The following is a 24,014-nucleotide window of genomic DNA, read 5'->3' on the forward strand; positions in this document are numbered from 1 at the left end:
CATGGTCGATGCCACCACGTACGACGGCCCCGTGATCGACACGGTCGTCCACCACCACTGGAAGTCGCAGTTGGACGTCACCGACTTCATGTCGGCCGGCTGGCGCGAGCACCTCGGGATCCCCGGCACGCTGCCGGGTGGCGCCGGGGCCATGCCGATCCTGCCCTCGACCCCGTACCGGCGCGCGGGCGGGGACTACCTCCCCGACACCGACGCGCCCACCGATCCGGCCGGCAGCGACATCGAGCGCACGCGCACCGACGTGTTCGGATCGGGCCGGGTGACGCGCGCGGTGCTCGCGCACGACCGCGGCATGTTCATCCCGAGTGTGCCGAACGCGCACCGCGCGATCGCACTGGCGCGTGCCATCAACGACTGGACGATCGAGCGGTGGTTCGCGGCGGACGAGCGCTTCACGGGGCTCGTGATGGTCGCGAACCAGACCCCCCAGGCGGCCGCGGAGGAGATCCGCCGAGCCGGGCAGAACGACCGGATGGTCGGTGTCCTGATGGCCGCGAACGGTCTCAGCCGTCCCTTCGGGCACCCGGCCTACCACGACATCTACGCGGCCGCGGCCGAGCTGGATCTGCCGGTCGTGCTGCACACGGGCGGCGACGTGAACGCCGACACGCTGAGCCACCCCACCGCGGGTGGTCTGCCCGCCACGTTCGGTGAGGTCGCCGCCCTGGCCTACAGCCCGATCATGACTCACGTGCAGAGCATGATCGTGCAGGGGGTGTTCGAGCGCTTCCCGACGCTGCGCGTGTTCGTCGCCGGGGCGGGTGCCGCGTGGATCCCGGGTCTGTTCTTCCGGCTCGACGTGAACTGGCGCGGTCTTCGCCGCGAGGTGCCGTGGGTCAGGCGCCTGCCCAGCGAGTACTTCCGCGACCATTTCCGCGTATCGATGTGGCCGCTCGACCGGCCCGCGGAGGAGGACGGCGCCGAGCGCGTCGTGCGAGCGCTGCGGACGTTCGACGGCGTCGAGAAGCTGCTGTGCTTCTCCTCGGGGTATCCGCACTGGAACGCGGATGACCTCGACGAGGTGGCCTCGCGCATCCCCGCCGACTGGCAGGCCGGCGTCTTCCACGACAACGCGGCGGACTGGTTCCGGTGGCCCGACCGGCCGCGCACTCCCGCGCGCCGCCCCGAGGTGGCGGTGGGCGAAATGCCGGAGACCGGTGAGCTCGGCGGTCCGAACCGCCGCGTGTACGAGACCGAGGACGGACGGGAGGTCGAATGGGTGCCGGCGATGGACTGAGCGTCGCGCACGTGCGCGCCGTTCTGGCGGAGATCGGCCGTGACGTCACGGTCGACACCCTGATGGCCTCGAACGCGCTCATGGCGCCGTTTCACGACACCGCACCGTATGCGGGCGTGCGCGTGGAGCGCGACCTCTCCTACGGCGAGCACGAGCGACACCGGCTGGACCTCTTCCTCCCCGACGCGCCGGCCGGGGAGGCGCGGCCGGTCGTGGTGTTCCTGCACGGCGGCAGCTTCGTCGGGGGCGACAAGCACCGCGAGGGCTCACCCTTCCACGACAACGTGGGACTGTGGGCGGCTCGCCGCGGCATGGTCGGCGTCACCGCCAACCACCGCCTCGCGCCGGCCCATCCCTGGCCCGCCGGCCCCGAGGACGTCGCCGGCATCGTCCGCTGGATCCGCGCGCACGCGAACGAGTGGGGCGGCGACGCACGCCGCCTGCACCTCATGGGAGCCTCCTCGGGCGCCGTGCACGTGGCGACCTATCTGGCGCACGAACGGTTCCACGCCGTGCCGGGCGGCGGTGTCGCGAGCGCGAGCATGATCGGCGGCGCGTACGCGCTCACGCGGTTCGACGCGCAGCGCATGGCGCCGTACTTCGGCGACGACCCCGCGCTGATCGCGGCCGTCGACCCCGGACCGGCGCTCGCGGCGAGCGACCTGCCGATCCTGTATGCGGTCGCCGAGTGGGATCCGCTCGACGCCCAGGACCAGTTCGCGTGGATCGCGAGGGAGAGCCTGGAGCGGCGCGGCACGCTCCCGCCGCTGGTGTGGGTGCGGGACGCGAACCACTTCACCATCACCGCCCATCTCGGTGCGCCCTTCGACGCGCTCGGCCCGCACGTCGAGCACCTCATCGCGCACGCCGAGCCGTCGGCCTGACCGGCCGCGCCCTCGCGTCCCAGGAGACGAACATGACCGTCACCCCCTCCCCGCGCGACTCGATCGACGTCGTGGTCGAGAGCAAGCGCGAGCTCGCCGACGGCGTCGCGGGGCTGCGCCTGCGACGCCCCGACGGCGCGCCGCTGCCCGCCTGGGAGCCCGGCGCGCACATCGACGTGGAGCTGCCGGGTGACCTCGTGCGTCAGTTCTCCCTCTGCGGCGACCCGCGCGACGCGACAGCGTATGACATCGCGGTGCGCCGCGAGGTGGACGGTCGCGGGGGTTCCGCGGCCGTGCACAATGTCGTGCAGCCGGGAGACGCGCTGCGGATCAGCGCCCCGCGCAACCACTTCGCCTTCGATGACGCCGACAGGTATCTGTTCGTCGCGGGCGGGATCGGGATCACGCCGATCCTGCCGATGATCGCCGCCGCCGAGGCGCGCGGTGCCGAATGGAACCTGGCCTACTGCGGCCGTTCGCGACGATCGATGGCCTTCCTGGCCGAACTGCAGCGCTACGGCGACCGCGTCGCGCTGCATCCCTCGGACGAGGGGCGCCGTCTCGACGTGGCCGCCTTCCTGGGCGAGCCGGCGCTGGGAGCCGCCGTGTACTGCTGCGGCCCGGCGGGCCTGCTCGACGCCGCGCTCGACGCATCGAACGCCTGGCCCCCCGGCGCGCTGCGCATCGAGCGGTTCGAACCGATCGAGGCGACCGGGCCCGAGACCTCGTTCGAGGTCGAGCTGGACAGCACGGGCGAGGTGCTCGAGGTGCCGGAGGGGCGCACGATCCTGGAGGTCGTGCGCGAGGCCGGTGTCGACATCGATTCGTCGTGCGAGGAGGGTACCTGCGGCACGTGCGAGACGGTCGTGCTCGAGGGTGAGCCCGACCACCGCGACGCCGTGCTGAGCGAGCTCGAGCGCGAGCTCGGCGAGACCATGATGATCTGCGTCTCGCGCTGCCGCGGCCGGCGCCTCGTGCTGGATCTCTGAGGCGCAGGCCCCTGCGCAGGCGACGATCCTTGCGCCCGCCCCGGAGCGTGCACGCAGGGACAACAGCCGTGCGCGCAAGGGTGGAGACAGCGCGGGGCCCTGCGCCATAGGATGGCGGCGCGACAGGAGGCCGCGCCGGTGCTCAGAGCGGAGCGCCCGACGGCGGCGGTCCCGGAGGGAGCATCCCATGGCGATCGGCCAGACGACCCTGCCCACCGTTTCCCCTGGCGTCGAGACGGGCGTCGCGACGTCCCTGCACGATTGGCGGCGCCTGGCCGGGGGCCGCTTCGTGCCTCTCTACGTCACGGCCGCTCACGCCGACCGGTTCGAGGCCGTGCTGCGCAGCCGCACGATCGACCGCGTCAGCGTGAGCGAGATCACGGCGATGCCGCACCGGGTGCAGCGCACGCCCGAGCTCATCTCGCCGCGCGACCCGCGTCACTACAAGCTCAGCCTGCAGCTGGACGGCAGCGGCTTCGTGGCGCAGGACGGGCGCGACGCCGTGCTGCGGCCGGGCGACATCGCGATCTACGACACCAGCCGCCCGTACACGATCGAGTTCACGGACGACGTGCGCTGCCTGGTGATGGCCTTCCCGCAGGACGCGTTCGAGGTCGCCCCCCAGCTGATCAGCCGGATCACGGCCGTCCGCCTCGCCGGCGACGAGGGGATCGGCGGGGTCATCTCGCCCTTCATGCAGCACATGGCCGACAACCTGGAGCTGCTCGACGGCGTCAGCGGTGAGCGCATCATGCGCAGCTCGCTCGACCTGCTCACCGCGCTGGTGTACGCCGAGCTGGCGGGCGGCGACACCCAGGCGGGCGAATCGCGCCACGCGGAGATGCAGGCGTTCAAGCTCTGGATCGACGACCACCTGGACGACCCCGAGCTGAGCGCTGCGGTCGTGGCGCGCGCGCACTACATCTCCGTGCGGTACCTGCAGTACCTGTTCCACGACGAGGGCCTGACCGTCTCCGGTTACATCCGCTCCCGCCGGCTCGAGCGATGCCGCCTGGACCTGAGCGACCCGGCGCAGGCGACGCTGTCGGTCTCGCAGATCGCCCAGCGGTGGGGATTCACCGACGCGAGCCACTTCAGCAAGGTCTTCAAGGCCGAGTTCGGCGTCGCCCCGCGCGACTACCGCGCCCTGCGCCTGCCCGCGTAGCGGGCTCCTGCGCGGTCTGCACGGCAGCGCCAGTGGTGTGCGTCAGCGCACAAGCCGCGCCGCCCGGTGAGGACCACACTCGGGACAGAGGGCCGCACGGCCCGCGCGACGACGGATCGAAGGCGATCCGGATGGAGGAGAACCGTGGTCATCCGCGATGAACTGCACGATGTGGGTCTGCAGCAGCGACGCAAGATGTTCGGGGCGGCCGGTGCCGAGGAGCAGGTGCATCACACCAACGACCTCAACGACAAGCTCCAGGACTTCGTCACGAGGTACTGCTTCGGCGACATCTGGCAGCGGCCGGGGCTGTCGATCCCGGACCGCAGCAAGGTCACGGTCGCGATGCTGATCGCGTCCGGCAAGGCGCACGAGCTGCGCGTCCACCTGCGCGGCGCCCTCGAGAACGGTCTGACGCCCCTGGAGCTGCGCGAGATCGCGCTGCACGCCGTGCTCTACTGCGGCATCCCCGCGTCGAACGAGGGACTGCGCGCGCTCGAGGAGGTGCTCGTCGAGCGGGGCATGTCCCTCGACATGGACGGCGAGGCGGCCGCGACGGCGGGCGCCGGAGCGTCTCCGGGCGCGTGACGGGGGAACGAGCGGCGATGAGCAGAGGAGAAGGCATGGAGACGGTGGGATTCGTCGGGCTGGGCACGATGGGCGATCCGATGTCGAGCAACATCGCCGCGGCCGGCTACGACCTGCGGCTGTACGACGCCGCGCCGGGCCGCGCGGCGGAGCTCGCGGCACGCATCGGCGCGACCGCCGTCGACGAGCCGGAGGGCCTCGCGGAGTGCGGGGTCGTGGTGCTCATGCTCCCGACGAGCGCGATCGTCCGGTCCGTGCTGCTGACCGACGAGGGCGGCCTGCGGATCCCGTTCGCACCCGGCACGGTGGTCGTCGACATGAGCTCGTCCGACCCCAACGAGACCGTCGAGACGGGCAAGGCGCTGGCCGCCCACGGCGTGGCCATGGTGGACGCGCCCGTCTCGGGAGCCAAGGAGCGCGCAGCGGCCGGGACGCTCGCGATCATGCTGGGTGCCGACGACGACGCCGCGGCCGAGCGGGCGATCCCGGTGATCGACACGATGAGCCACAGCATCTACCGCACCGGCCGGCTCGGCACGGGGCACGCGATGAAGGCTCTCAACAACTACGTCGCCGGCGCGGCGTTCGTGGCGGCGAGCGAGGCGCTCGTCGCGGGGGAGCGGTTCGGGCTGGACCCGAAGCTCATGGTCGACGTCTTCAACGACTCCACGGGGCAGAGCTTCACGACGACCCACGTCCTCGGCCCGCACGTGGTCGAGCGCCGCTTCGCGAGCGGCTTCGCGCTGGCGCTGCTGACCAAGGACGTGCGCATCGCGCGGGATCTCGAGCGCTCGGTCGAGCACGAGGCGCCCGTGTGCGAGGCGGTCACGGACTCGCTCCAGCGCGCGCTCGACGAGCTCGGACCCGTCGACCACACTCAGGCCTACGAGTACTGGGAGAAGCGGTAGCCGTGGAGGCCGTCGTCAAGGGCGTCAGCCGCGTGCTGGGCATCGTCGCGGCGTTCGCCGTCGTGGTGCTCATGGTGGCGATCGTGATCGACGTCGTGTTCCGCCGCCTCACCGGACGGAGCCTCCCCTCGATGGTCGAGGTGGCGGAGACGTCACTCGTCGCCGCCATCTTCCTGGGCCTGGCATGGGCCCTCGTGACCGGCGCGCACGTCGCCGTCACCCTGCTGACCGATCGCCTCGGTCCGCGCGCGAATCGCGTGCTGGGCGTGGTCGCGTGGATCCTGTGCACCGGCATCGGCGTCTGGTTCACGATCGGCACCGGCCTGCGCGCGATGACCTCCACGGGCCTGGGCGAGACGCGCATGGGGCTGGTCATGTGGCCGCTGTGGCCCCTGCGCTGGATCATCGTGGTCGGCTTCGCGGTGCTCACCGCGGCGTGCGTGCTGAACCTCGTGCGCGCCCTCCGCGGACGCGAGCTGCTGGGTGACACCACGGTCCGTCCGGAGTTGGGCGGCGTCGACGAGGTCGACGCACCCGCCCCTGCAAGCGCGGAGAAGGGGGCCTGACATGCAGATCTGGCACGTCGTGCTGCTGACGATCGTCCTGATGTTCGTCCTGCTGGCGATCCGGGTTCCCGTCGGCTTCACGCTCGGGATCTCGGGGGCCCTCGGGCTGACCCTGCTGCACGGCACGGGCTACGCCACCAACACGCTGGGTTCGGTGCCGTTCGCGAACAGCGCGACCTTCACACTCACGATCATCCCGATGTTCATCCTGATGGGCATGCTCGCCGTGCGGGCGAACATCGCGGAGAACGTCTTCGCGGTGGCGAACCACTTCGTGCGCCGCGCTCCCGGCGGCCTCGGCGTGGCGACCGTCATGGCGTGCGCCGGCTTCTCCGCCGTGTCCGGCTCCAGCATCGGCACCGCCGCCACGATGGCGAAGCTGTCGGTGGCGCAGATGCGCGCGGCCGGCTACCCGGCGAGCCTCGCCACCGGCGTGGTCGCGATCGCCGGGACTCTCGGGGTCATGATCCCGCCGAGCACTTTCCTCGTGCTCTACGCCGTGATGGCGGGCGAGTCGGTCGCGCAGATGCTGGCCGCGGGCATCCTGCCCGGGCTCCTGTCGGCCGTGGGGTACATCGCGTACATCATGATCGCGGGGCAGCGCCAGGTGCGCCGGACGGACCCGGCCGAGCTGGAGGACGCGATCGGGGACGCCCAGGCGGAGCTGCGCACCAAGCGCATCGTCGGCCGGTCGGCCGAGGCGGGCGCGGCGGGCGACCGCACCCCGGGTGGTACGGCAGGCGCCGGCGGGCGCGGCTCGGGCGGGACGGCGCTGGCCGACCCCGTCGCGCCGCACGCCGGGAGGACCCGCCTGCGGTCGCTGCCGTGGCGCGGCGTCGTCCACATCGCGATCCTGTTCATCGTCGTGCTCGGCGGCATGTACAGCGGCTTCTTCACGTCGACGGAGTCGGCCGCGGTCGGGGCGCTCGCGGCCCTCATCATCCTCGCGATCGAGAACCGTCGCGGCGGGCTCCGCGGGATCGTCCGTCACTTCCGTGAGGCGCTGCTCGACACGGCCCAGACCACGTCCATGGTCTTCTTCGTCGTGATCGGCTCGGCGATCCTGTCGACGTTCTTCGTCGCGGCGGGCGTGACCAGGGCGATCACGGAATGGGTCGGCTCGCTGCCGCTGTCGCCCATGCTCGTGATGGCGATCCTGCTGGTGTGCCTGGTGCCGCTCGGGATGTTCCTGGAGTCGATGTCGATCCTGATCATCACCGTGCCGATCCTCTATCCGATCGCCGAGCAGTTCGGCTTCAGCGGGGTGTGGCTCGGCATCATGATCGTCAAGCTCATCGAGATCGGCATGGTGACCCCGCCCGTGGGCATCCTCACCTTCGTGGTGTCGGGTATCACCGGCGTGAAGCCGGAGAAGGTGTTCCGGGGCGTCATGCCGCTGCTCGCGATCGACGTGGTCACCACGACCCTGCTGTTCCTGTTCCCCGCCATCAGCCTGTTCCTGCCATCCCTCGTCCAACGCTGAGCCCCGGGATCGTGACGATGCGCGCCTGGACCAGAGGCGTTCGCCGCCCGACAACCGCCCCGGGCCGGCGGGGCGCACAGTGGGATCAGGCAGGGACCCGACCCACCACACGATGGTCCCCTGGACGAATCTCACCGACGAGTCCCGACGGACCACCTCAATGGAGAGGAAAACCGATGTTCACAGCACGTATCCGTAGGTCCGCCGTCCTTCTGGGAGGCGCGGCCGCCGTCCTGCTGCTCGCCGGCTGCCAGGGTGTCGTCGACCAGGGCGGTGGCGGGGGAGGCGACGGCGGCGGAGGCGGCGCGGCGGCTCCCGAGGTCACGCTGACGCTCGTGACGTCCGCGATCCAGGGCACCCCGAACGCCGCGGTCCAGGACGCGTTCCTCGACATGGTGGAGGAGCGCAGCGAGGGACGCATCGCGTTCGAGCGCACCGAGGCGTACTCGCTCTGCAACGCCCAAGAGATCGCCGACTGCGTCCGCGACGGCCGCGCCGACATCGGCGTCACCATCCCGGACTACACCCCGCAGTACTTCCCCTCCACGAGCGTCGTCAGCATCCCCTTCATCGGCACGAACTGGCAGGCGATCATGCAGTCGCTCCACTCTCTGCACGTGGACAACGACAACGCGCGGGCCATCATGGACCGCAACGGCCTGCACCACCTCGCCACGTGGCCCGTCGGCCGCGTGCTGATCGGCAGCCCGGAACCGATCGCGGGCCCCGAGGACCTGGACGGGCTGTCCCTGCGCGTGTCGGGACCGCTGGCGCAGCGGCTCTTCGAGGGCGCGGGCGTGAACATCGTCGCCCTGCCCGCCAATGAGGCCTACGAGGGCGTCGAGCGCGGTCTCGTCGACGGCGTGGCGGCCGGCATGGACTTCCCCGTCAACTACAAGCTCATGGAGCTGCTCCCGCACTGGACCGACCCGGGGCTCGGCGAGTACTCATCCTTCGGCATGTGGATGTCCAAGAGCGTGTACGACGGCCTGCCCGACGACCTCAAGACGATCGTCGACGAGGCGGCGGCCGAGCTCAGCACCGGCCTGGGCAACGAGGCGTACGTCCGGCAGGCCGCCGAGCAGTGCCCCCAGATGCTGGATGCGGACACCGTCGAGGACCTCACGCAGTGGGACCCCGCCGTCACGGAGCAGTGGCGCACGGAGACCGGGGACTCGCTGCTCGAGGGCTGGGTCGAGCTGGCCACGAGCCAGGGGCTTGAGGACGCACAGGGCGTGCTGGACGATTACCTGGCAGGGCTCGACGAGCTGGCGGACGTGCAGGGCGAGGACGCCACCCTCGACTGCGTCGCCGCCTTCGCGAGCCGCTGACCCTCACGCACATCGCGATAGGCACACCCGAACAGGAGACAAGCACATGACCACCACCACGACCGAGGCCACGGGCCCGCAGGGCGGTGCCGGTTCGCTGCTCGAGGCGGTGTCGGTCCGGCCCGAGGAGGGCCGGCCGATCCCGGACGCCGCCACGGGGGAGACGATCGGCTACGCCCCCGTCCACACCGTCGACGACCTGGAGGCGGCGATCGCCACGGCGCGCGCCGCGCAACCCGCGTGGGCCCAGCTGGGCCACGCTGAGCGCTCCCGGCTGCTTCACCTCGCGGCCGACGAGGTCGAGGCCCATGCCGAGGAGCTCGCGCAGATCATCGCGCGCGAACAGGGCAAGCCCCTCGCCGGCCTCGGAGCCCGATTCGAGGCCGGCGGGTGCGCCGTGTGGATCCGCAGCGCCGCAGACACGCCCCTCGAGCCCGAGGTGCTGTTCGAGGCCGAAGGCACCCGCTCCGAGCTGCGCTACGACCCGCTGGGCGTCGTCGCCGCGATCGGGCCGTGGAACTGGCCCGCGCTCATCGCGATGTGGCAGATCGCGCCCGCGCTGCGGATGGGCAACACCGTCGTCGCCAAGCCCAGCGAGTACACGCCGCTGAGCGTGCTCGCGGTGATCGAGCTCATCAACCGGCACCTGCCGGAGGGCGTGCTGAACGCCGTGTCGGGCGATCGCGAGGTCGGTGCGGCGATCGCCGCGCACCCGGACGTCGACAAGGTCATGTTCACGGGCTCCACGCGCACGGGCCGCGAGATCGTGAAGGCGTCGGCGCACAACCTCGCGCGGCTCACGCTCGAGCTCGGTGGGAACGATCCCGGCATCGTCCTGCCCGGCGCCGACGTCCCGGCGCTCGCGGAGAAGCTCTTCTGGGGCGCGTTCATCAACACCGGTCAGACGTGCGCCGCGCTCAAGCGCCTGTACGTCCACGAGTCGCAGTACGACGAGGTCGTGGAGGCGCTCGCGGGCATCGCCCAGCAGCTGCCGATGGGCCCCGGCGTCGACGAGTCGAGCGCGCTCGGCCCGCTGACGACCGATCAGCAGTTCGAGATCGTGTCCCGCCTCGTGGACGACGCGCGCTCGCGCGGTGCCCGCGTGGTCACGGGTGGCGAGCCGGCGTCCGAGCTCGGGCCGCGGTTCTACCGCGCGACGATCGTCGCCGACATCGACGACGACGCGCCGCTCGTGGCCGAGGAGCAGTTCGGTCCCGTGCTGCCGGTCGTGAAGTACAGCGACGTGGACGACGCCGTCGCGCGCGCCAACGCGTCCGAGCAGGGACTGGGCGCGTCGGTGTGGGGCGACCCCGAGGAGGCGCTCGCCGTCGCCGACCGCATCCAGTCCGGCACCGTGTGGATCAACCAGCACGGCAGCCTGAACCCCGTCGTGCCGTTCGGCGGCACGAAGGCGTCGGGCTACGGCCTGGAGTTCGGCGCGCACGGCCTGAAGGCCGTCGCGGCGCCCAAGGTCGTCACGGTCTGACCCCCGCACGTCGAGCTTCCCCTCCCGGCGTTGACTAGCGCTTGTGCCGCTTACTAGCGCTCCCCGCGCTAGTAAGCGGCACGGCGGCTAGTCAACGCTCGGGGTGGGGCGCAGGGTGCGGAGGTGTCGAGAGAGGAGCGGGAGTATGAGGCTGGGATTGGCGGAGGTCGAGGGCGGCGTCGCCGTGCTCGTGAGGGTGTCGGAGGACGAGGCGGCCGTGGTCGAGGGCATCGCGTCGCTCGACGCGGTGTTCCTGGGGGAGCGGTCGATCGTCGACCTGCGGGCGGCGGCCGAGACGGCGCTCGCGGGAGGGCGGCGCATCCCCCTCGCGGAGGTCGCGTGGCTGCCGCCCGTGCGGCGGCCGGGGAAGGTCTTGTGCGTCGCACTCAACAACAGCGCCAACCCCGACCGCATCATGTCGGGCCCCGACACCCCGGCGATGTTCGTCAAGCCCGCCTCCTCCCTGATCGGGAGCGGGCGGCCCATCCGGCTGCGTCAGCCGATGGGACGCGTGCACCCCGAGCCGGAGCTCGCGGTCGTGATCGGCACGGGCGGATCCGACATCCCCGTCGACAGCGCGTACGACCACGTGTTCGGGTACACGATCATCAACGATCTGACCTCGCCGACCATGCGCGACACCGACACGTTCCACTACCGCGCCATCCACCCGGACCCGGAGGCGGAGGACGGCATCCGCTACGTCGACAGCTGGGTGAGCTACCCGGCCCGGTACAAGGGCTCCGACACGTTCGGGCCGCTGGGTCCGTGGGTCGCCACGACCGACGAGATCACGGATCCGCACTCCCTGCGGATCACCTGCACGCACGACGGCGGGCTGGTGACGGACGACAACACCGCGAACCTGCGCTTCAGCGTCGCGGAGGTCGTCTCGTTCGCGTCCGAGTACCTCACTCTCGAGCCGGGGGACGTGATCGCGATGGGCACGGCGCTGAAGAAGTCGGCCAAGGGCGGGGCCGTGCAGAACGTCGACCTGAATCGGCTGGGCGGCGTGATCGAGGTCGCCATCGAGGGGATCGGCACGCTGTCCAATCCCGTCGAGTGGCGGTGAGACGGTGGCGTTCCGAGCGGTGAGCCCGGAGGCGCGCGCCGCGATCGCGGATCTGAACGCCCGTTGGGCGTGGGCGGTCGACGGGCGGGACTACGAGGTGCTGCGCGACATCCTCCACCCGGACGTGCACTGGGTCGGCCACGGCGGGGAGCTGCACGGGCGCGACGCGGTGGTCGCCTCCTACACGGGCCGCACCGGCAACGAGACGCGCACCACGCGTCACGGTCTGGGCAACCTCCTGCTGGAGCAGGTGGACGAGCGGACCGTGCGGGGCCGCAGCACGTGGCACAACTTCGCCAGCAACGAGGTGCCGCCGGGGCCGCCGGCCGTGTACCTGGTGGCGGACTTCCGCGACACGTACGTGCGCGGCGAGGGCGACACCTGGCTGCTGCGCGAGCGGATCATCGAGGGCGTCTTCCGCGAGCCGTCTCTCGGCCCGCCCGGACTGGCGCTGGGCCATGGACAGACGAACACGCACGAGAGGAACACGCCCGCATGACCGCCGACCGCCCCGAGCCGATCCACGACCTGGCCCACCTGGGCATCCACGGGATCCTCTCGCCGACGCCCGACGAGACGATCGGGTACTTCCACGACCTGCTCGGAATGGACGTCGTGGCGCAGGACGGCGACAGCACCTATCTGCGCAGCTTCAACACGTACGAGACGTGGACGATCAAGATCACGGCGGCCGACCGGGCGGGGCTCGAGTACGTGTCGTGGCGGATGGACAGCCCGCAGGCGCTCGAGCGTCGCGTCCGCTGGCTCGAGGAGAACGGCTTCGCCGGGCGCTGGGTCGACCCCGACCAGGGCATCGGCCCGGCGTACGAGTTCCTCGACCCCGACGGCCACCCCTTCCGCATCTACTGGGAGACCGAGGTCTACGTCGCCCCCGACGACAAGAAGCCCGTCATCCCCACGAACTTCCAGGCGTACGTCGGCCGCGGCGCGAACGTGAAGCACCTGGACCACGTCAACCTGCTCGCGCGCGACGTGCGCCGGTGCCGGCAGTTCTGGGAGGACGGCTTCGGCATCCGCACGTACGAGACGATCCTCATGCCGGACGGCGTGAAGGAGGCCGGAGCGTGGATGAGCAGCACCCTGCAGGGGCACGAGCTGATCTACACCGCCGAGAAGACCACGGGATCCGGCCGGCTGCACCACTTCGCCTACGCGGTGGAGAGTCGCGAGGAGGTGCTGCGGGCGGCCGACATCATGGCCGATGCGCGGATCTACATCGAGGCGGGCCCGTCCAAGCACACCGCGATCCAGGGCTTCTACCTCTACACGCGTGAGCCCGGCGGCAACCGCATCGAGGTCGCCAACGGCGGGTACTTCCGCTTCGCGCCCGACGCCGAGACCTACGTCTGGACGGCCGACGAGTGGAAGCTCAAGCCGGGCTGGGGCGCCCCCATCCCGCCGGAGTTCCACGTCTACGGCACCCCCGTCGTCGAGGAGCTCGCCGAGGACGCCGCGCAGGTGCCGGTCCTCGGGCCCGCCGACCTCTGACGGGCGCGGACCCGAGGATCGCGGGTCAGCGGCGGCGGTCGCGGTCCTCCACCGTGCGGAGGGTCTCCGTCTGCCACGGGACCGCCGTGCCGGCGGGCTTCGGAGCGGCCGCCCCGCCGCCGAAGCGGGTGCGCAGGTCGGCCTTGCGGACCTTGCCCGAGGCGGTGCGCGGCAGCTCGTCGACCACGATCACGTTCTTCGGGATCTTGTAGCGCGCGATCCGGCCGTCCAGGTGTGCGCGCACCTGCTCGGTCGTGACGTCCAGGCCGTCCCGCACGGTGACGATGGCCCAGGGCGACTCGCCCCACTTCTCGTCGGGGACGCCGATGACAGCGACGCCCGTGACGCCGTCGATGTCGTTGATGAGGTTCTCGACCTCGGCGGGATAGATGTTCTCACCGCCCGAGATGATCATGTCCTTCAGCCGATCGGCGATGAAGAGGTAGCCGTCGGGGTCGAGGAAGCCCATGTCGCCCGAGCGGAACCAGCCGTCGTCCGTGAAGGCCTTGGCCGTCTCCTCCGGCAGGTTGAGGTAGCCGGGGAAGACGTTCGGGCCGGTGATCTCGATCTCGCCCACCGTGCCGCGCGGCACCATGTCGCCGTGCTCGTCTGCGATGCGCACATCCATGAAGAAGTGCGGCAGGCCGACGCTTCCCTGCTTGTCGCGCGTGCGATCGGGCGCGAGGCTCGTGGCTCCCGGGGACGTCTCGGTCATGCCGTAGCCCTGGGAGAACGACAGCCCGCGCGCCTCGTACGCGTCGAGGATGCGCGTCGGCACGGCCGAGCCGCCGCACGTGAGCTTCTGCAGCGTCGACAGGTCGGTGCCGTCCCAGTCGGGGTGGTCCGCCAACAGCTGGTACGTGGTGGGCACGCCGCTGAGCATCGTGATGCCGTGCTGCTCGATGAGCCGCAGCGCGCGGCCGGGGTCGAACGACTTCTCGAGCACGATCGTGCCGCCCTTGAGGATGACGGGCAGCGCCCCCATGCCGAGCGCCGCGGCGTGGAACAGCGGGGAGATCAGCAGGGCGACGTCGGTCGAGACGACGTCGTAGTCGACGAGGCAGTTGATGGAGACCCACGTGAGGTTGCCGTGCGTGAGCACGGCGCCCTTCGCCTTGCCCGTCGTGCCCGACGTGTACATGATGATCGCCGGGTCCGCGTGCGTGACCGGCACCGCCATGTGCCCCCCGAGCCGCTCCGCCATGAGGCGGCGCAGCCCGGGCCGGGCGTCGTCCCCGTCGCCCGTGACGATCACCTGGTCGATGCCTGCGGCGGCGATGCCCGGTGCCAGCCTCTCGGCGAACTCCGGGTCGTGGATCACCGCGCGCGCCCCGCTGTCCGTGAGCACGTGCGTGATCTCGGGCGGGGCCAGGCGCGTGTTGACCGGCACGAACACCGCCCCCAGCTGCGTCACCGCGAACAGCGACTGCAGGAACGCGGGGCTGTTCTCGCCGAGGTACGCGACGGGGTCGCCCTTGCCGATGCCGTGGAGCGCGAGGACCGCCGCGATCCGGTCGGCCGCGTCCGCGAACTGCCGGTACGTGTAGGTCTCGTCGCCGAACACCAGGGCGGTCTTGTCGGGGTTCTTCAGGCGGCGCTTGGCTGGCCAGGCACCGATGCCGAGCTCATGCATGTCGTTCCTCGTCGGTGAGGTCGGGGGGTGGGGAGGGGATGGACGGGGCTCAGCGGTAGAAGCGGTAGAGCGACCGCGCCACGACGGCGGGACGCTCGGAGCCCTCGACCTCGAACGTCTGGTCCACGGCGAGCTGCACGCCGTCGCCCTTGACCTCGGTCACCTCGGCGACCACGGCGTTCATGCGCACGCGCGCGCCGACGGGCACGGGCGAGACGAAGCGCACCTTCTCCAGGCCGTAGTTCACGCGCGTGGTGACGCCCTCCGGCTCCAGCAGCTCGCTCCAGAACCGCGTCGCGAGCGACAGCGTGAGGAAGCCGTGCGCGATGGCCTGACCGAACGGGCCGTCCTTCGCGCGCTCCGGGTCGACGTGGATCCACTGGTGGTCGTCGACCGCGTCGGCGAACGTGTTCACGCGCTCCTGGGCGATCTCCGCCCACTCGGTCCAGCCCAGGTCGCGGCCGGTGAGGCCGAGGAGCTCGTCGTAGGTGACGGTGGTGGTCATGGTGTTCCTCCTGTGGATGGGATGCGTGGCGGCCCGGGCGGGCGCTGGTCGTGGGATCAGGTGAAGGCGGAGACGCCGCTGAGCGAACGGCCGACGATGAGCGCGTTGATCTCGTGCGTGCCCTCGTAGGAGTAGACGGCCTCGGCGTCGGCGAAGAAGCGGGCCGCGTCGTGCTCGAGCAGGATGCCGTTCCCGCCCAGCACCTCGCGCGCCAGCGCGGCGGTTTCGCGCGCGCGCTCGGCGGTCACCATCTTGGCGAGGGCGGAGTTCTCGTCGCTCCACTCGCCGGCGTCCTGGCAGGCCGACAGCTGCGTCACCAGCGCGAGGCACGACGTGACGTTGCCCAGCATGCGTGCCAGCTTCTCCTGCACGAGCTGGAAGCCGCCGATGGGACGCCCGAACTGCTCGCGCCGGCGCACGTAGGCGAGGGCGGCGTCGAGCGCTCCGGCCTGCAGGCCGGTGGCGATCCAGGCGACGTCCGAGCGCATGCGGCGCAGGAGCCCGGCGACGTCGCGCCACGACTCCACGCGCTGGAGGCGGCGCTCCTCGGGGACGCGGACGCCGTCCAGCACGATGTGCGCGTTCTGCATGGGGCGCAGCGACACCTTGCCCGTGAGCGGGCGGATCTCCACGCCCGGGGCGTCGCGGTCCACCAGGAACGCCTTGACGTGTCCGTCGGCCTCGTCCCGCGCGAACACGGCGAGGACGTCGGCGGCGGCGGCGCCGCCGATCCAGCGCTTCTCGCCGTCGATCGTCCAGGTGTCGCCCTGACGGCGGGCGCGCGTGGCGAGCCCGCCGGCGATGTCCGATCCGTGCTCGGGCTCCGTGAGCGCGAAGGTGCCGCGCAGCTCGAACGAGCGCACCAGCGGGTCCCAGCGCTGCGCCTGCTCGACGGAGCCGCCGTGGCGGACGGCCGTGCGGAACAGTCCCGACTGGGCGTTGTAGAGCGTGGCGACCGAAGCGTCCGTGCGTGCCAGCACGAAGTTGCGGAAACCGGAGAACATGCTCGAGTCCGCCTCGTCGGGCGCGACGCCCTCGGGCTCCATGAGCCGCAGCGGCACCAGAGCGTCGAGCACGGCGTCCGGCATGACCGCGCGCTCCCACGCGTCCGACAGCAGCGGGCGGATGCGTTGATCCAGTGTCTCGCGCAGGCCCGCGAGCGCCGCCAGCGCGGACGCGCTCAGGTGGCGTTCGGCGAGGCCGTAGCGGTCGAGGGGATCGGAGGCGGTCATGACGCCGCCTCCGGAGCCAGCCCGAGCAGACGGGCGGCGTTGTGCTTCATGATCCCGGGAAGCACCTCGGGCTTGAAGGTGCCGACCGCCTCGGCGTCGCGCATCCAGCGGTCGGGCGTGAGCAGCGGGAAGTCGGATCCGAACAGCACGCGGTCCTTCACGATCGAGTTGGCGTAGCGCACCAGCTCCGCGGGGAAGTACTTGGGGCTCCAACCCGACAGGTCGATCCAGGTGTTGTGCTTGTGGGTCGCGACCGACAGGGCCTCGTCCTGCCACGGCACGGACGGGTGCGCCATGATGATCTGCAGATCGGGGAAGGTGGCCGCCACGACGTCCAGCAGCATGGGATTCGACAGGGCGAGACGGAATCCCCGCCCGCCGCGCATCCCCGCGCCGATACCCGTCTGACCGGTGTGGAACAGGGCGGGCACGCCGGCGTCCTGGATCACCTCGTACAGCGGGAAGTGCGCGGGGTCGCTCGGGTCGAAGTTCTGCACCGTCGGGTGGAACTTGAAGCCGCGCACGCCGCTGTCCTCGACCAGGCGCCGGGCGATGTCGACCGCGTCGGGGCGGCCCGGATCGACGGAGCCGAAGGGGATCAGCACGTCGTTGTTCCTGGCCGCGCCCGCGGCGATGTCGGCGTTGGAGAGCGGCTCATGGCCGAGGTTCGTCAGCGCATCCACCGTGAAGACGACCGCGGCCATCCGGCGCTCGCGGTAGTACTCCGCCACGCTGTCGAGATCGGGGTTCACCCCGTCCGTGCGGAAGTAGCGGCTGGCCGCCTCGGCCAGGTCCGGCGGCAGCGACGCGTGCCCGTGCCCGTCGACCTCGATGTGCACGTGCACATCGATCGCCTCCACAGCGTCGAGATCGATGGCCGACTCGTAGCGCGTCACGGGTACTCCTCTTGATAGCGGGCGTCGTTGCCGTCGGGGCCGACCGCGCTCAGGCGGTCGGGCGCTGCAGCTCGTCGGGCAGCGGCGGGAAGCTCTCGCCGACGCTCTGCAGCTCGCCGACCTCGGCGGCGAACGACTCGCGCAGCGCCTCGTACGTCCAGCCGCCCTCGCGGTACGCCGTCGCGACCGGCTCCGGGTGCGACCACAGCTGGAGGCGGTCGCCGCCGATGCCGATCGCCTGGCCCGACACGTCGGCCGCGGCGTCCGAGGCCAGGTACGCGACGAGGCCCGCGACGTCGGCCGCGGTGCCGAAGCCGAGGTCGTGGCGGTAGAAGGCGGGCATGGGCTCGCCCTTCTGCTCGGCCTCTACGGCGGCGGCGAAGTAGGGCAGCGTCGCCGTCATGGCGGTCGACGCGACGGGGATGACCGTGTTGGCCGTGATGCCGGCGCGCTTGAGCTCGAGCGCCCACGTGCGGACCATGCCGACGATGCCGGCCTTGGCGGCCGCGTAGTTGGTCTGGCCGAAGTTGCCGCGCTGGCCGGTCGGGGAGCCGATGCAGATGATGCGGCCGCCCTCGCCCTGCTCGCGCATGCGGGTCGCCGCCTCGCGCACGCACGTGAAGGTGCCGCGCAGGTGGACGTCGATCACGGTGTCGAAGTCGTCGTCGCTCATCTTCCAGAGCACGGTGTCGCGCAGGACGCCGGCGTTCGTGACGAGGATGTCGAGCCGGCCGTACGTCTCGAAGGCGGTGTCGACCAGCTTCTTGGCGGTCTCGGTGGGGCCCACCGGGGCCACCACGGCGGTGGCGTTGCCGCCGGCATCCGTGATCGATGCGACGGCCGCCGCGGCCGTGGCCTCGTCGACGTCGTTGACGATGACCGAGGCGCCCTGGCGGGCGAGCTCCTGGGCGTATGCGAGACCCAGTCCGCGACCGGACCCCGTGACGATTGCGACCTTGCCGTTCAGCGACATTGCTCTCTCCTCCGGACGGATCGACCCGTCCCTCACGGATCATGGTGCAATTCCTTGAGAATGTCAATCATTGTCGGAGCCCATCTGTTTGCTAAGGTCGGCGCATGACGAGCCAGCTTCGGGTCGGTGCTGCCCTGGAGGGGGAGACCGCGTTCCTGCTCGCGCGCGCGAACGCCCATTCCCTCGCTGCGGCGGGGGCGGCGCTCGCGCCGTTCGGGCTCCGCGTGCGCTCGTACTCGGTGCTCGCGCTCGCCGTCGCGGAGGTGCGGCTCTCGCAGCGCGACATCGCCGAGTACCTGCGGCTCGACCCGAGCCAGGTGGTCGCGCTCGTGGACGACCTGCAGCGGCGCAGGCTCGTCGAACGCGAGCCCGACGAGCACGACCGCCGGGCCAAGGTCGTCGTGGCCACCGAGGCGGGCCGACGCCTCCACGCCGAGGCGCATCGGGCGGCGCACGACGCCGAGCGGGACCTGCTCGGCGTGCTGCAGGAGCATGAGCGCGAGCAGCTGCGGAACCTGCTGCACCGCGTTGCGTTCCCCCGCTGAACGCCGGATGCGAGGGACGTCGGCGCCGTGTCCGAACCGTGATGTCCACAACCATTGACATCCTCAATCGTCCGTTGTTCACTTAGGCGTGCCCGCACCCGGGCGTCCCTCTCAGTCACGAAGGAGTCGCTGAGCACCATGTCACGCACCCGAATCGTTTCCCTCGCCGCGGTCGCCGCGGCCAGCCTGTTCCTGACCGCCTGCAACGCGGGATCGCCGGCCGGGGAGCCCGGCACCGACGAGCCCGCCGGGGAAGGCCTCACCGCCATCACGGTCGGCGTGCTCACGATCGCGCCCGCGGCGGCCGTGCAGTACGGCATCGACCAGGGCATCTTCGAAGAGCACGGCCTCGACGTGAGCACGCACATCGCCCAGGGCGGCGCGGCCATGCTGCCCTCCGTCTCGACGGGCCAGATCGACTTCGGCGTCGGCAACCCGCTCTCGGTGCTCGTCGCCGCGAGCCAGGGCGTGGACGTGCGCGTCGCGTCGGGCTACTCGTTCTCGCTCGCGGAGGGCGACGACATCAACGCCGTCGTGACCCGCGCCGAGGACGGCATCGAGACGTGGAGCGACCTTGAGGGCAAGCGGGTCTCGGTCAACGCCGTGAACACCCAGGGCGACCTGACGATCCGCGAGTCGGTCGAGACCGACGGCGGCGACCCCGATGCCGTCCAGTTCATTGAGATCGCCTTCCCCGACGCGCTCGCGCAGCTGGACGCCGGCAACGTCGACGGCGTGTGGATCCCCGAGCCGTTCCTCTCGGCCGCCATGGCGGAGCCGGAGAAGTACGCGGTGCTCGGCCACCCGAACCAGAACGCCCTCCCCGGGATGCCCACGATGGTGACGTTCACGTCCGGGACGCTGGCCGAGGAGGACCCCGATCTCGTGCAGACCTGGCGCGAGGCGATCACCGCCGTGCTCGCCGCGACCGAGGAGGACCGCGAGGGCTTCGCCCGGACGATCTCCGAGTTCACGAGCATGCCGGAGGCGGCCGCCATGGACCTCCGTCTCGAGCGACTCTCGGGTGAGCTGGACCCGCAGCTGATCCGCGATCTGGCCGACCTGGCCGAGAAGCAGGGCTTCGTGCAGAACTCGCCGGATCTCGACACCGTCATCCTCGACTAGGCGTTCGATCTCACACCCGGCCGTGGCGCCCGCACCGGGCGCCACGGCCACCACCTCGACACGAGAGGCGACGCGACTCACGATGTCACTCGCTCCGCCCGACACGCTCACGCGCACGGTCGCCGTCGCGCAGGCGCGCAGCAGGCGACGGACGTTCCGTCCCCGCCGCCTGCTGCTCGGCCTCGCCGGCATCGCGACCTTCCTGCTCGTGTGGGAGCTCGTCTCCCGCGCGGGCCTCGTCAATCCCACCTACCTGCCGCCCGCCACGACGGTGCTGGCGCAGCTCGGGGTGAACTTCACGCTCACCGGCTTCTGGGCCGCGGTGGGGGTCACGATCGGCACCTGGGCCCTCGGCATGCTGATCGCCTTCGTGCTGTCGGCGCCGCTGGCCGTCGTGATCGGGCTGTCGCCGTTCCTGAGCAGGCTCACGCGCTCCACGGTCGAGTTCCTGCGGCCCATCCCGTCGGTCGGTCTGATCCCGCTCGCCGTGCTGGTCTTCGCGGCGCCGCTGCACCAGAGCCTGCTGATCGTCGTGTACGGCGCGTTCTGGCAGATCTTCGTCCAGGTGCTCTACGGGGTGGCCGACGTCGACTCGGTCGCCATGAGCACGGCGCGCAGCTACGGCTTCTCGTGGCTGCAGCGCGTGCGCGATGTGGTGCTGCCGACGATGCTGCCGTACCTCGTGACGGGCGTGCGGCTCGCCGCGGCGGTCGCCCTGATCCTCACGATCACGGCGGAGCTCGTGCTCTCCTCGCCCGGCCTCGGTCAGCAGGTGGCGCTGTCGCGCGACGCGGGCCTGTACGCATCCACCTACGCGCTCGTGCTCGCCACGGGGCTGCTCGGCGTCGCCATCAATCTCGTCGTGCGCGTGGTCGAGCGCCGGCTGCTGTCGTGGCACCAGTCCACGCGGGAGGGGGAGTGATGCGCAAGCCGCTCGTCGCCGTCGCGTTCGCGCTCGGCCTGCCCCTCCTCCTGATCGCCGTGTGGTGGCTCGCCACGCTCGGGTCCACGAGCCCGTTCGTGCCGAAGCCGGTCCCGCTCGTCACGACGTTCCTCGACACGTGGTTCGGCGGGCGCCTGTTCGCGGACGTCCTTCCGAGCCTCGGACGCTTCGCGGCCGGCACGGCGCTCGCGATCGTCCTCGGCATCACGCTGGGGCTGCTGGTCGGGCTGAGCCGGGGGCTCCAGGCCTTCACGGAGCCGACGTTCGAGTTCTTCCGCGCGGTGCCGCCCCCCGTGCTGATCCCCGTCCTCGGCCTCCTGATCGGGGTCGGCGACGAGATGAAGATCGTCGTGATCGTGGTGGGCGCCATCTGGCCCGTGCTGCTGAACACGATCGCGGGCGTGCGCGCCGCGGACTCGGTGCAGACCGAGACGAGCCGCTCGTACGGCATCAGCGGCCTGAACCGCATCCGCTACCAGGTGCTGCCGTCGGCCGCGCCGCAGATCCTCGCGGGCGTGCGGCAGAGCCTGCCGATCGGGATCATCCTGATGGTGATCAGCGAGATGTTCTTCAGCTCGTCGGGCCTCGGGTTCACCATCATCCAGTTCCAGCGCCAGTTCGCCGTGCCGCAGATGTGGTCGGGCATCCTGCTGCTGGGACTCATCGGCTTCGCCGTCTCGATGCTCTTCAAGGTCGTCGAGCGTCGCCTCCTCCGCTGGTACTACGGACTGAAGGACCTCGAGAATGCCTCCTGAGAACGTGACCCCTGTCGTCGGCAAGGGCCGGACGCTGCCGCCGGAGCAGACCCTGCTGTCGGTGCGCGGCCTGAAGAAGGTGTACCAGACGGACGGCGGCGACATCGAGGCCGTGCGCGACCTCACGTTCGATCTCGGGCGCAACGAGCTCACGTGCCTCGTGGGCCCGTCGGGATCCGGCAAGACCACGCTGCTGAAGTGCATCGCCGGGCTCCTCGAGCCCACGAGCGGCGAGGTGCTGCTCGACGGCAAGCGCGTCACCGGACCGCCGAAGAAGATGGCGGTGGTGTTCCAGGAGTACGGCCGGTCGCTGTTCCCGTGGCTGCGGGTCGCCGACAACGTCGAGCTGCCGCTGAAGAACGCCGGCGTGCCGAAGGCGAAGCGGGCCGAGCTCGTGGCCGAGGCGCTCGAGAGCGTCGGGCTGTCGCACGTGCCGAAGTCGTACCCGTGGCAGCTGTCGGGCGGCATGCAGCAGCGCGTCGCGATCGCCCGTGCCATTGCGTATCAGCCCGAGGTGCTGCTCATGGACGAGCCCTTCGCGGCCGTCGACGCGCAGACGCGCGCCGACCTGGAGGACCTCGTGCGCTCCATCCGGGAGCGGCTGGGCGTGACCGTGCTGTTCGTGACGCACGACATCGACGAGTCGGTGTATCTGGGCTCGCGCGTGATCATCCTCTCGTCCTCGCCCACGGTGGTGCAGGAGGACCTCGTGATCGACCTGCCGGACGAGCGCGACCAGCTCGAGACGCGCGCGCTGCCGCGCTTCACCGAGCTGCGGCATCACGTGTACGAGCAGATCCAGCTTGCCAAGCGCGGCTTCCGCCCCGACGAGGCGCGTGTCGGCTGATCGCCCGCGGGGCGGGCCCGCGCCGGCCGCCCCTTCGCGCCCCGAGCTCACGCCGGGGATGCTCGTCGCGCTCGGCTTCATCGGGATGGCGGGGTCGCTGTCGACGGACCTCTACCTGCCCGCCTTCCCGAGCATGCAGGCGCACTTCGGTGCGACCGCCGCGAGCGTCCAGCTGACGCTCACCGCCTACCTGATCGGCGCCGCGGCGGGGCAGTTCGTGGTGGGCACGCTCTCGGACGCGCTGGGACGCCGCAGGACGCTCCTGGCGGCGCTCGCGGTGTTCGCAGCGGCGGGGTACGTGGCGGCGGCGGCGCCCTCGCTCGAGTGGGTGATCGCCCTGCGCCTGCTGCAGGGCCTGTCGGGAGCGGCCGGGGTCGCGCTCGCGCGCGCCGTGATCGCGGACCTCGCGGCGGGAGAGCAGGCCGCGCGGGGACTCAGTCTGCTCATGGCCATGACGGGGCTCGGTCCCGTCTTCGGCAGCCCGCTCGGAGCGCTCCTGACCGCCTGGGGCGGATGGCGCGCCGCGCTGCTCGGCCTGGCCGTGATCGCCACCGCGATGCTCCTGGTCGCGATGCTTGTGATCCCGGAGAGCCTCGCGCCGGAGGCGAGGCATCCCGCGCGGCTCGGACCGCTCGTCCGGACTCTCGGCCGCCTCGGTCGCGACGGCGCCTTCCTCGGCTACGTCGTCGCCTTCGCCTGCACATACGCGGCGCTCATCGTCTACATCGGCGCGTCGTCCTTCGTCGTCCAGCGCGTGTTCGACGCATCGCCGGTCGTGTATTCGCTGACGTTCTCGGCCGGATCCGTCGCCTTCGTCGCGGGCGCCTGGCTCAACGGCCGCGCCGTCCGCCGGCTCGGGCCCGAGCGTGCGCTCGCCGCGGCCCACGTCTTGGCGCTCGGCGCGGCGACCGCCCTGACGGCGCTCGCGCTCGCGGGTACGCTCACGCTCGCGGCCTGGGTTCCCCTCGTGTGCCTGTTCAGCGCGGGCTGCGCGGCCGGCATGTCGGACGCGTCCGCCCTCACGCTGCAGCGCGCGGCGTTCGCGGCGGGATCCGGCTCGGCCTCGCTCGGTCTGTTCCAGTACTCGCTCGGCGCCGTCGCATCGCCGTTCGGCGGGTTGTGGGGCGACCACACGGCGCTGCCCGCGGCCGCCGGTATGACGGGCGCGATCGCCCTCGCCATGGCCGCCGCGGCCGTCGGGAGCCGCCTCGCGCGCCGGTCCCCGACCGCATGACGTTGACTAGCTGTACTTCCCCGTGAGGTTGTGAACGCGGGAGGCTGGGGTCTGGCCGCCGAGGGCGGTGTGGGGTCGGTGGTGATT

General features: G+C 71.4%; 24 protein-coding genes. 19 read left to right on the plus strand and 5 right to left on the minus strand.

The genetic code is table 11. The features are described 5' to 3' along the window. The first annotated feature begins 1 nt into the window (after window position 1). The 13 genes from IEX37_RS09910 (at window position 2) to IEX37_RS09970 (ending at window position 13,239) form a co-directional block, all read left to right on the plus strand. Window positions 2-1,258 carry an amidohydrolase family protein gene (locus IEX37_RS09910; protein ID WP_188756105.1) on the plus strand — a complete coding sequence of 419 codons (1,257 nt, stop codon included), beginning with the start codon at window positions 2-4 and terminating at the stop codon, window positions 1,256-1,258. 11 nt (window positions 1,259-1,269) lie between these two features. Next, a complete protein-coding gene (locus tag IEX37_RS09915) occupies window positions 1,270-2,142 on the plus strand; it encodes an alpha/beta hydrolase (RefSeq protein ID WP_188756106.1) in 873 nt (290 codons plus the stop codon). 32 nt (window positions 2,143-2,174) lie between these two features. Continuing rightward, a complete protein-coding gene (locus tag IEX37_RS09920; protein WP_188756107.1) occupies window positions 2,175-3,131 on the plus strand; it encodes a PDR/VanB family oxidoreductase in 957 nt (318 codons plus the stop codon). A gap of 187 nt (window positions 3,132-3,318) precedes the next feature. Further along, entirely contained in the window at window positions 3,319-4,296 is a 978-nt protein-coding gene (locus IEX37_RS09925) for an AraC-like ligand-binding domain-containing protein (protein ID WP_188756108.1), read from the plus strand. 144 nt (window positions 4,297-4,440) lie between these two features. Then, a complete protein-coding gene (locus tag IEX37_RS09930; RefSeq protein ID WP_229663191.1) occupies window positions 4,441-4,884 on the plus strand; it encodes a carboxymuconolactone decarboxylase family protein in 444 nt (147 codons plus the stop codon). Window positions 4,885-4,919: 35 nt separating this feature from the next. Continuing rightward, window positions 4,920-5,792, plus strand: coding sequence for an NAD(P)-dependent oxidoreductase (locus tag IEX37_RS09935; protein ID WP_188756109.1), 873 nt, complete (start codon window positions 4,920-4,922; stop codon window positions 5,790-5,792). A gap of 2 nt (window positions 5,793-5,794) precedes the next feature. Further along, window positions 5,795-6,358 (plus strand): TRAP transporter small permease, encoded by a 564-nt coding sequence (locus tag IEX37_RS09940; protein WP_188756110.1) that lies wholly within the window; start codon window positions 5,795-5,797, stop codon window positions 6,356-6,358. A gap of 1 nt (window position 6,359) precedes the next feature. Beyond that, window positions 6,360-7,841: a TRAP transporter large permease gene (locus tag IEX37_RS09945; protein ID WP_188756111.1), complete on the plus strand. Its 1,482-nt coding sequence runs from the start codon at window positions 6,360-6,362 to the stop codon at window positions 7,839-7,841. 176 nt (window positions 7,842-8,017) lie between these two features. Next, window positions 8,018-9,172, plus strand: coding sequence for a TRAP transporter substrate-binding protein (locus IEX37_RS09950; protein WP_188756112.1), 1,155 nt, complete (start codon window positions 8,018-8,020; stop codon window positions 9,170-9,172). A 46-nt stretch (window positions 9,173-9,218) separates the two neighbouring features. Further along, window positions 9,219-10,658 (plus strand): aldehyde dehydrogenase family protein, encoded by a 1,440-nt coding sequence (locus tag IEX37_RS09955; RefSeq protein ID WP_188756113.1) that lies wholly within the window; start codon window positions 9,219-9,221, stop codon window positions 10,656-10,658. A gap of 145 nt (window positions 10,659-10,803) precedes the next feature. After that, a complete protein-coding gene (locus IEX37_RS09960) occupies window positions 10,804-11,730 on the plus strand; it encodes a fumarylacetoacetate hydrolase family protein (protein ID WP_188756114.1) in 927 nt (308 codons plus the stop codon). 4 nt (window positions 11,731-11,734) lie between these two features. Further along, window positions 11,735-12,229 (plus strand): nuclear transport factor 2 family protein, encoded by a 495-nt coding sequence (locus tag IEX37_RS09965; protein WP_188756115.1) that lies wholly within the window; start codon window positions 11,735-11,737, stop codon window positions 12,227-12,229. Next, entirely contained in the window at window positions 12,226-13,239 is a 1,014-nt protein-coding gene (locus IEX37_RS09970; RefSeq protein WP_188756116.1) for a VOC family protein, read from the plus strand. The genes IEX37_RS09965 and IEX37_RS09970 overlap by 4 nt, the downstream gene beginning before the upstream one ends. A 25-nt stretch (window positions 13,240-13,264) precedes the next feature. Here IEX37_RS09970 and IEX37_RS09975 read toward each other — a convergent pair whose 3' ends face one another. From IEX37_RS09975 to IEX37_RS09995, 5 genes are read right to left on the minus strand one after another with little or no spacing between them, the layout of a single operon-like run. Continuing rightward, entirely contained in the window at window positions 13,265-14,872 is a 1,608-nt protein-coding gene (locus IEX37_RS09975) for an acyl-CoA synthetase (protein ID WP_188756117.1), read from the minus strand. Window positions 14,873-14,921: 49 nt separating this feature from the next. After that, on the minus strand, window positions 14,922-15,377 hold the full coding sequence (locus tag IEX37_RS09980) for a MaoC family dehydratase (RefSeq protein ID WP_188756118.1): 456 nt from the start codon (window positions 15,375-15,377) through the stop codon (window positions 14,922-14,924). A 56-nt stretch (window positions 15,378-15,433) separates the two neighbouring features. After that, window positions 15,434-16,609, minus strand: a complete 1,176-nt coding sequence (locus IEX37_RS09985) for an acyl-CoA dehydrogenase family protein (protein ID WP_188756119.1) — start codon at window positions 16,607-16,609, stop codon at window positions 15,434-15,436. Next, entirely contained in the window at window positions 16,606-17,505 is a 900-nt protein-coding gene (locus IEX37_RS09990; RefSeq protein ID WP_188756120.1) for an amidohydrolase family protein, read from the minus strand. The genes IEX37_RS09985 and IEX37_RS09990 overlap by 4 nt, the downstream gene beginning before the upstream one ends. A gap of 49 nt (window positions 17,506-17,554) precedes the next feature. Then, window positions 17,555-18,478 (minus strand): SDR family oxidoreductase, encoded by a 924-nt coding sequence (locus IEX37_RS09995; RefSeq protein WP_188756121.1) that lies wholly within the window; start codon window positions 18,476-18,478, stop codon window positions 17,555-17,557. A 104-nt stretch (window positions 18,479-18,582) separates the two neighbouring features. Between IEX37_RS09995 and IEX37_RS10000 the strand changes: the two genes are divergently transcribed. The 6 genes from IEX37_RS10000 to IEX37_RS10025 all read left to right on the plus strand — a co-directional run bounded on the left by IEX37_RS10000 (window position 18,583) and on the right by IEX37_RS10025 (window position 23,927). Then, on the plus strand, window positions 18,583-19,023 hold the full coding sequence (locus IEX37_RS10000; protein ID WP_188756122.1) for a MarR family winged helix-turn-helix transcriptional regulator: 441 nt from the start codon (window positions 18,583-18,585) through the stop codon (window positions 19,021-19,023). Between the two features lie 138 nt (window positions 19,024-19,161). Then, on the plus strand, window positions 19,162-20,148 hold the full coding sequence (locus IEX37_RS10005) for an ABC transporter substrate-binding protein (RefSeq protein WP_188756123.1): 987 nt from the start codon (window positions 19,162-19,164) through the stop codon (window positions 20,146-20,148). An 82-nt stretch (window positions 20,149-20,230) separates the two neighbouring features. Next, the gene (locus IEX37_RS10010; protein WP_188756124.1) at window positions 20,231-21,070 is read left to right on the plus strand and encodes an ABC transporter permease; all 840 of its coding nucleotides are present in this window, start codon (window positions 20,231-20,233) and stop codon (window positions 21,068-21,070) included. Then, complete coding sequence (locus tag IEX37_RS10015) at window positions 21,070-21,846, plus strand: ABC transporter permease (protein WP_188756125.1); 777 nt, start codon at window positions 21,070-21,072, stop codon at window positions 21,844-21,846. The genes IEX37_RS10010 and IEX37_RS10015 overlap by 1 nt, the downstream gene beginning before the upstream one ends. Next, window positions 21,836-22,693, plus strand: coding sequence for an ABC transporter ATP-binding protein (locus IEX37_RS10020; RefSeq protein WP_188756126.1), 858 nt, complete (start codon window positions 21,836-21,838; stop codon window positions 22,691-22,693). Before IEX37_RS10015 ends, IEX37_RS10020 begins: the two co-directional genes overlap by 11 nt. After that, window positions 22,683-23,927, plus strand: coding sequence for a Bcr/CflA family efflux MFS transporter (locus IEX37_RS10025; RefSeq protein ID WP_188756127.1), 1,245 nt, complete (start codon window positions 22,683-22,685; stop codon window positions 23,925-23,927). Before IEX37_RS10020 ends, IEX37_RS10025 begins: the two co-directional genes overlap by 11 nt. Window positions 23,928-24,014: the final 87 nt, after the last annotated feature.

The sequence above is a fragment of the Microbacterium album genome (genome assembly GCF_014643695.1).
GTDB classification, from domain to species: Bacteria; Actinomycetota; Actinomycetes; order Actinomycetales; family Microbacteriaceae; genus Microbacterium; species Microbacterium album.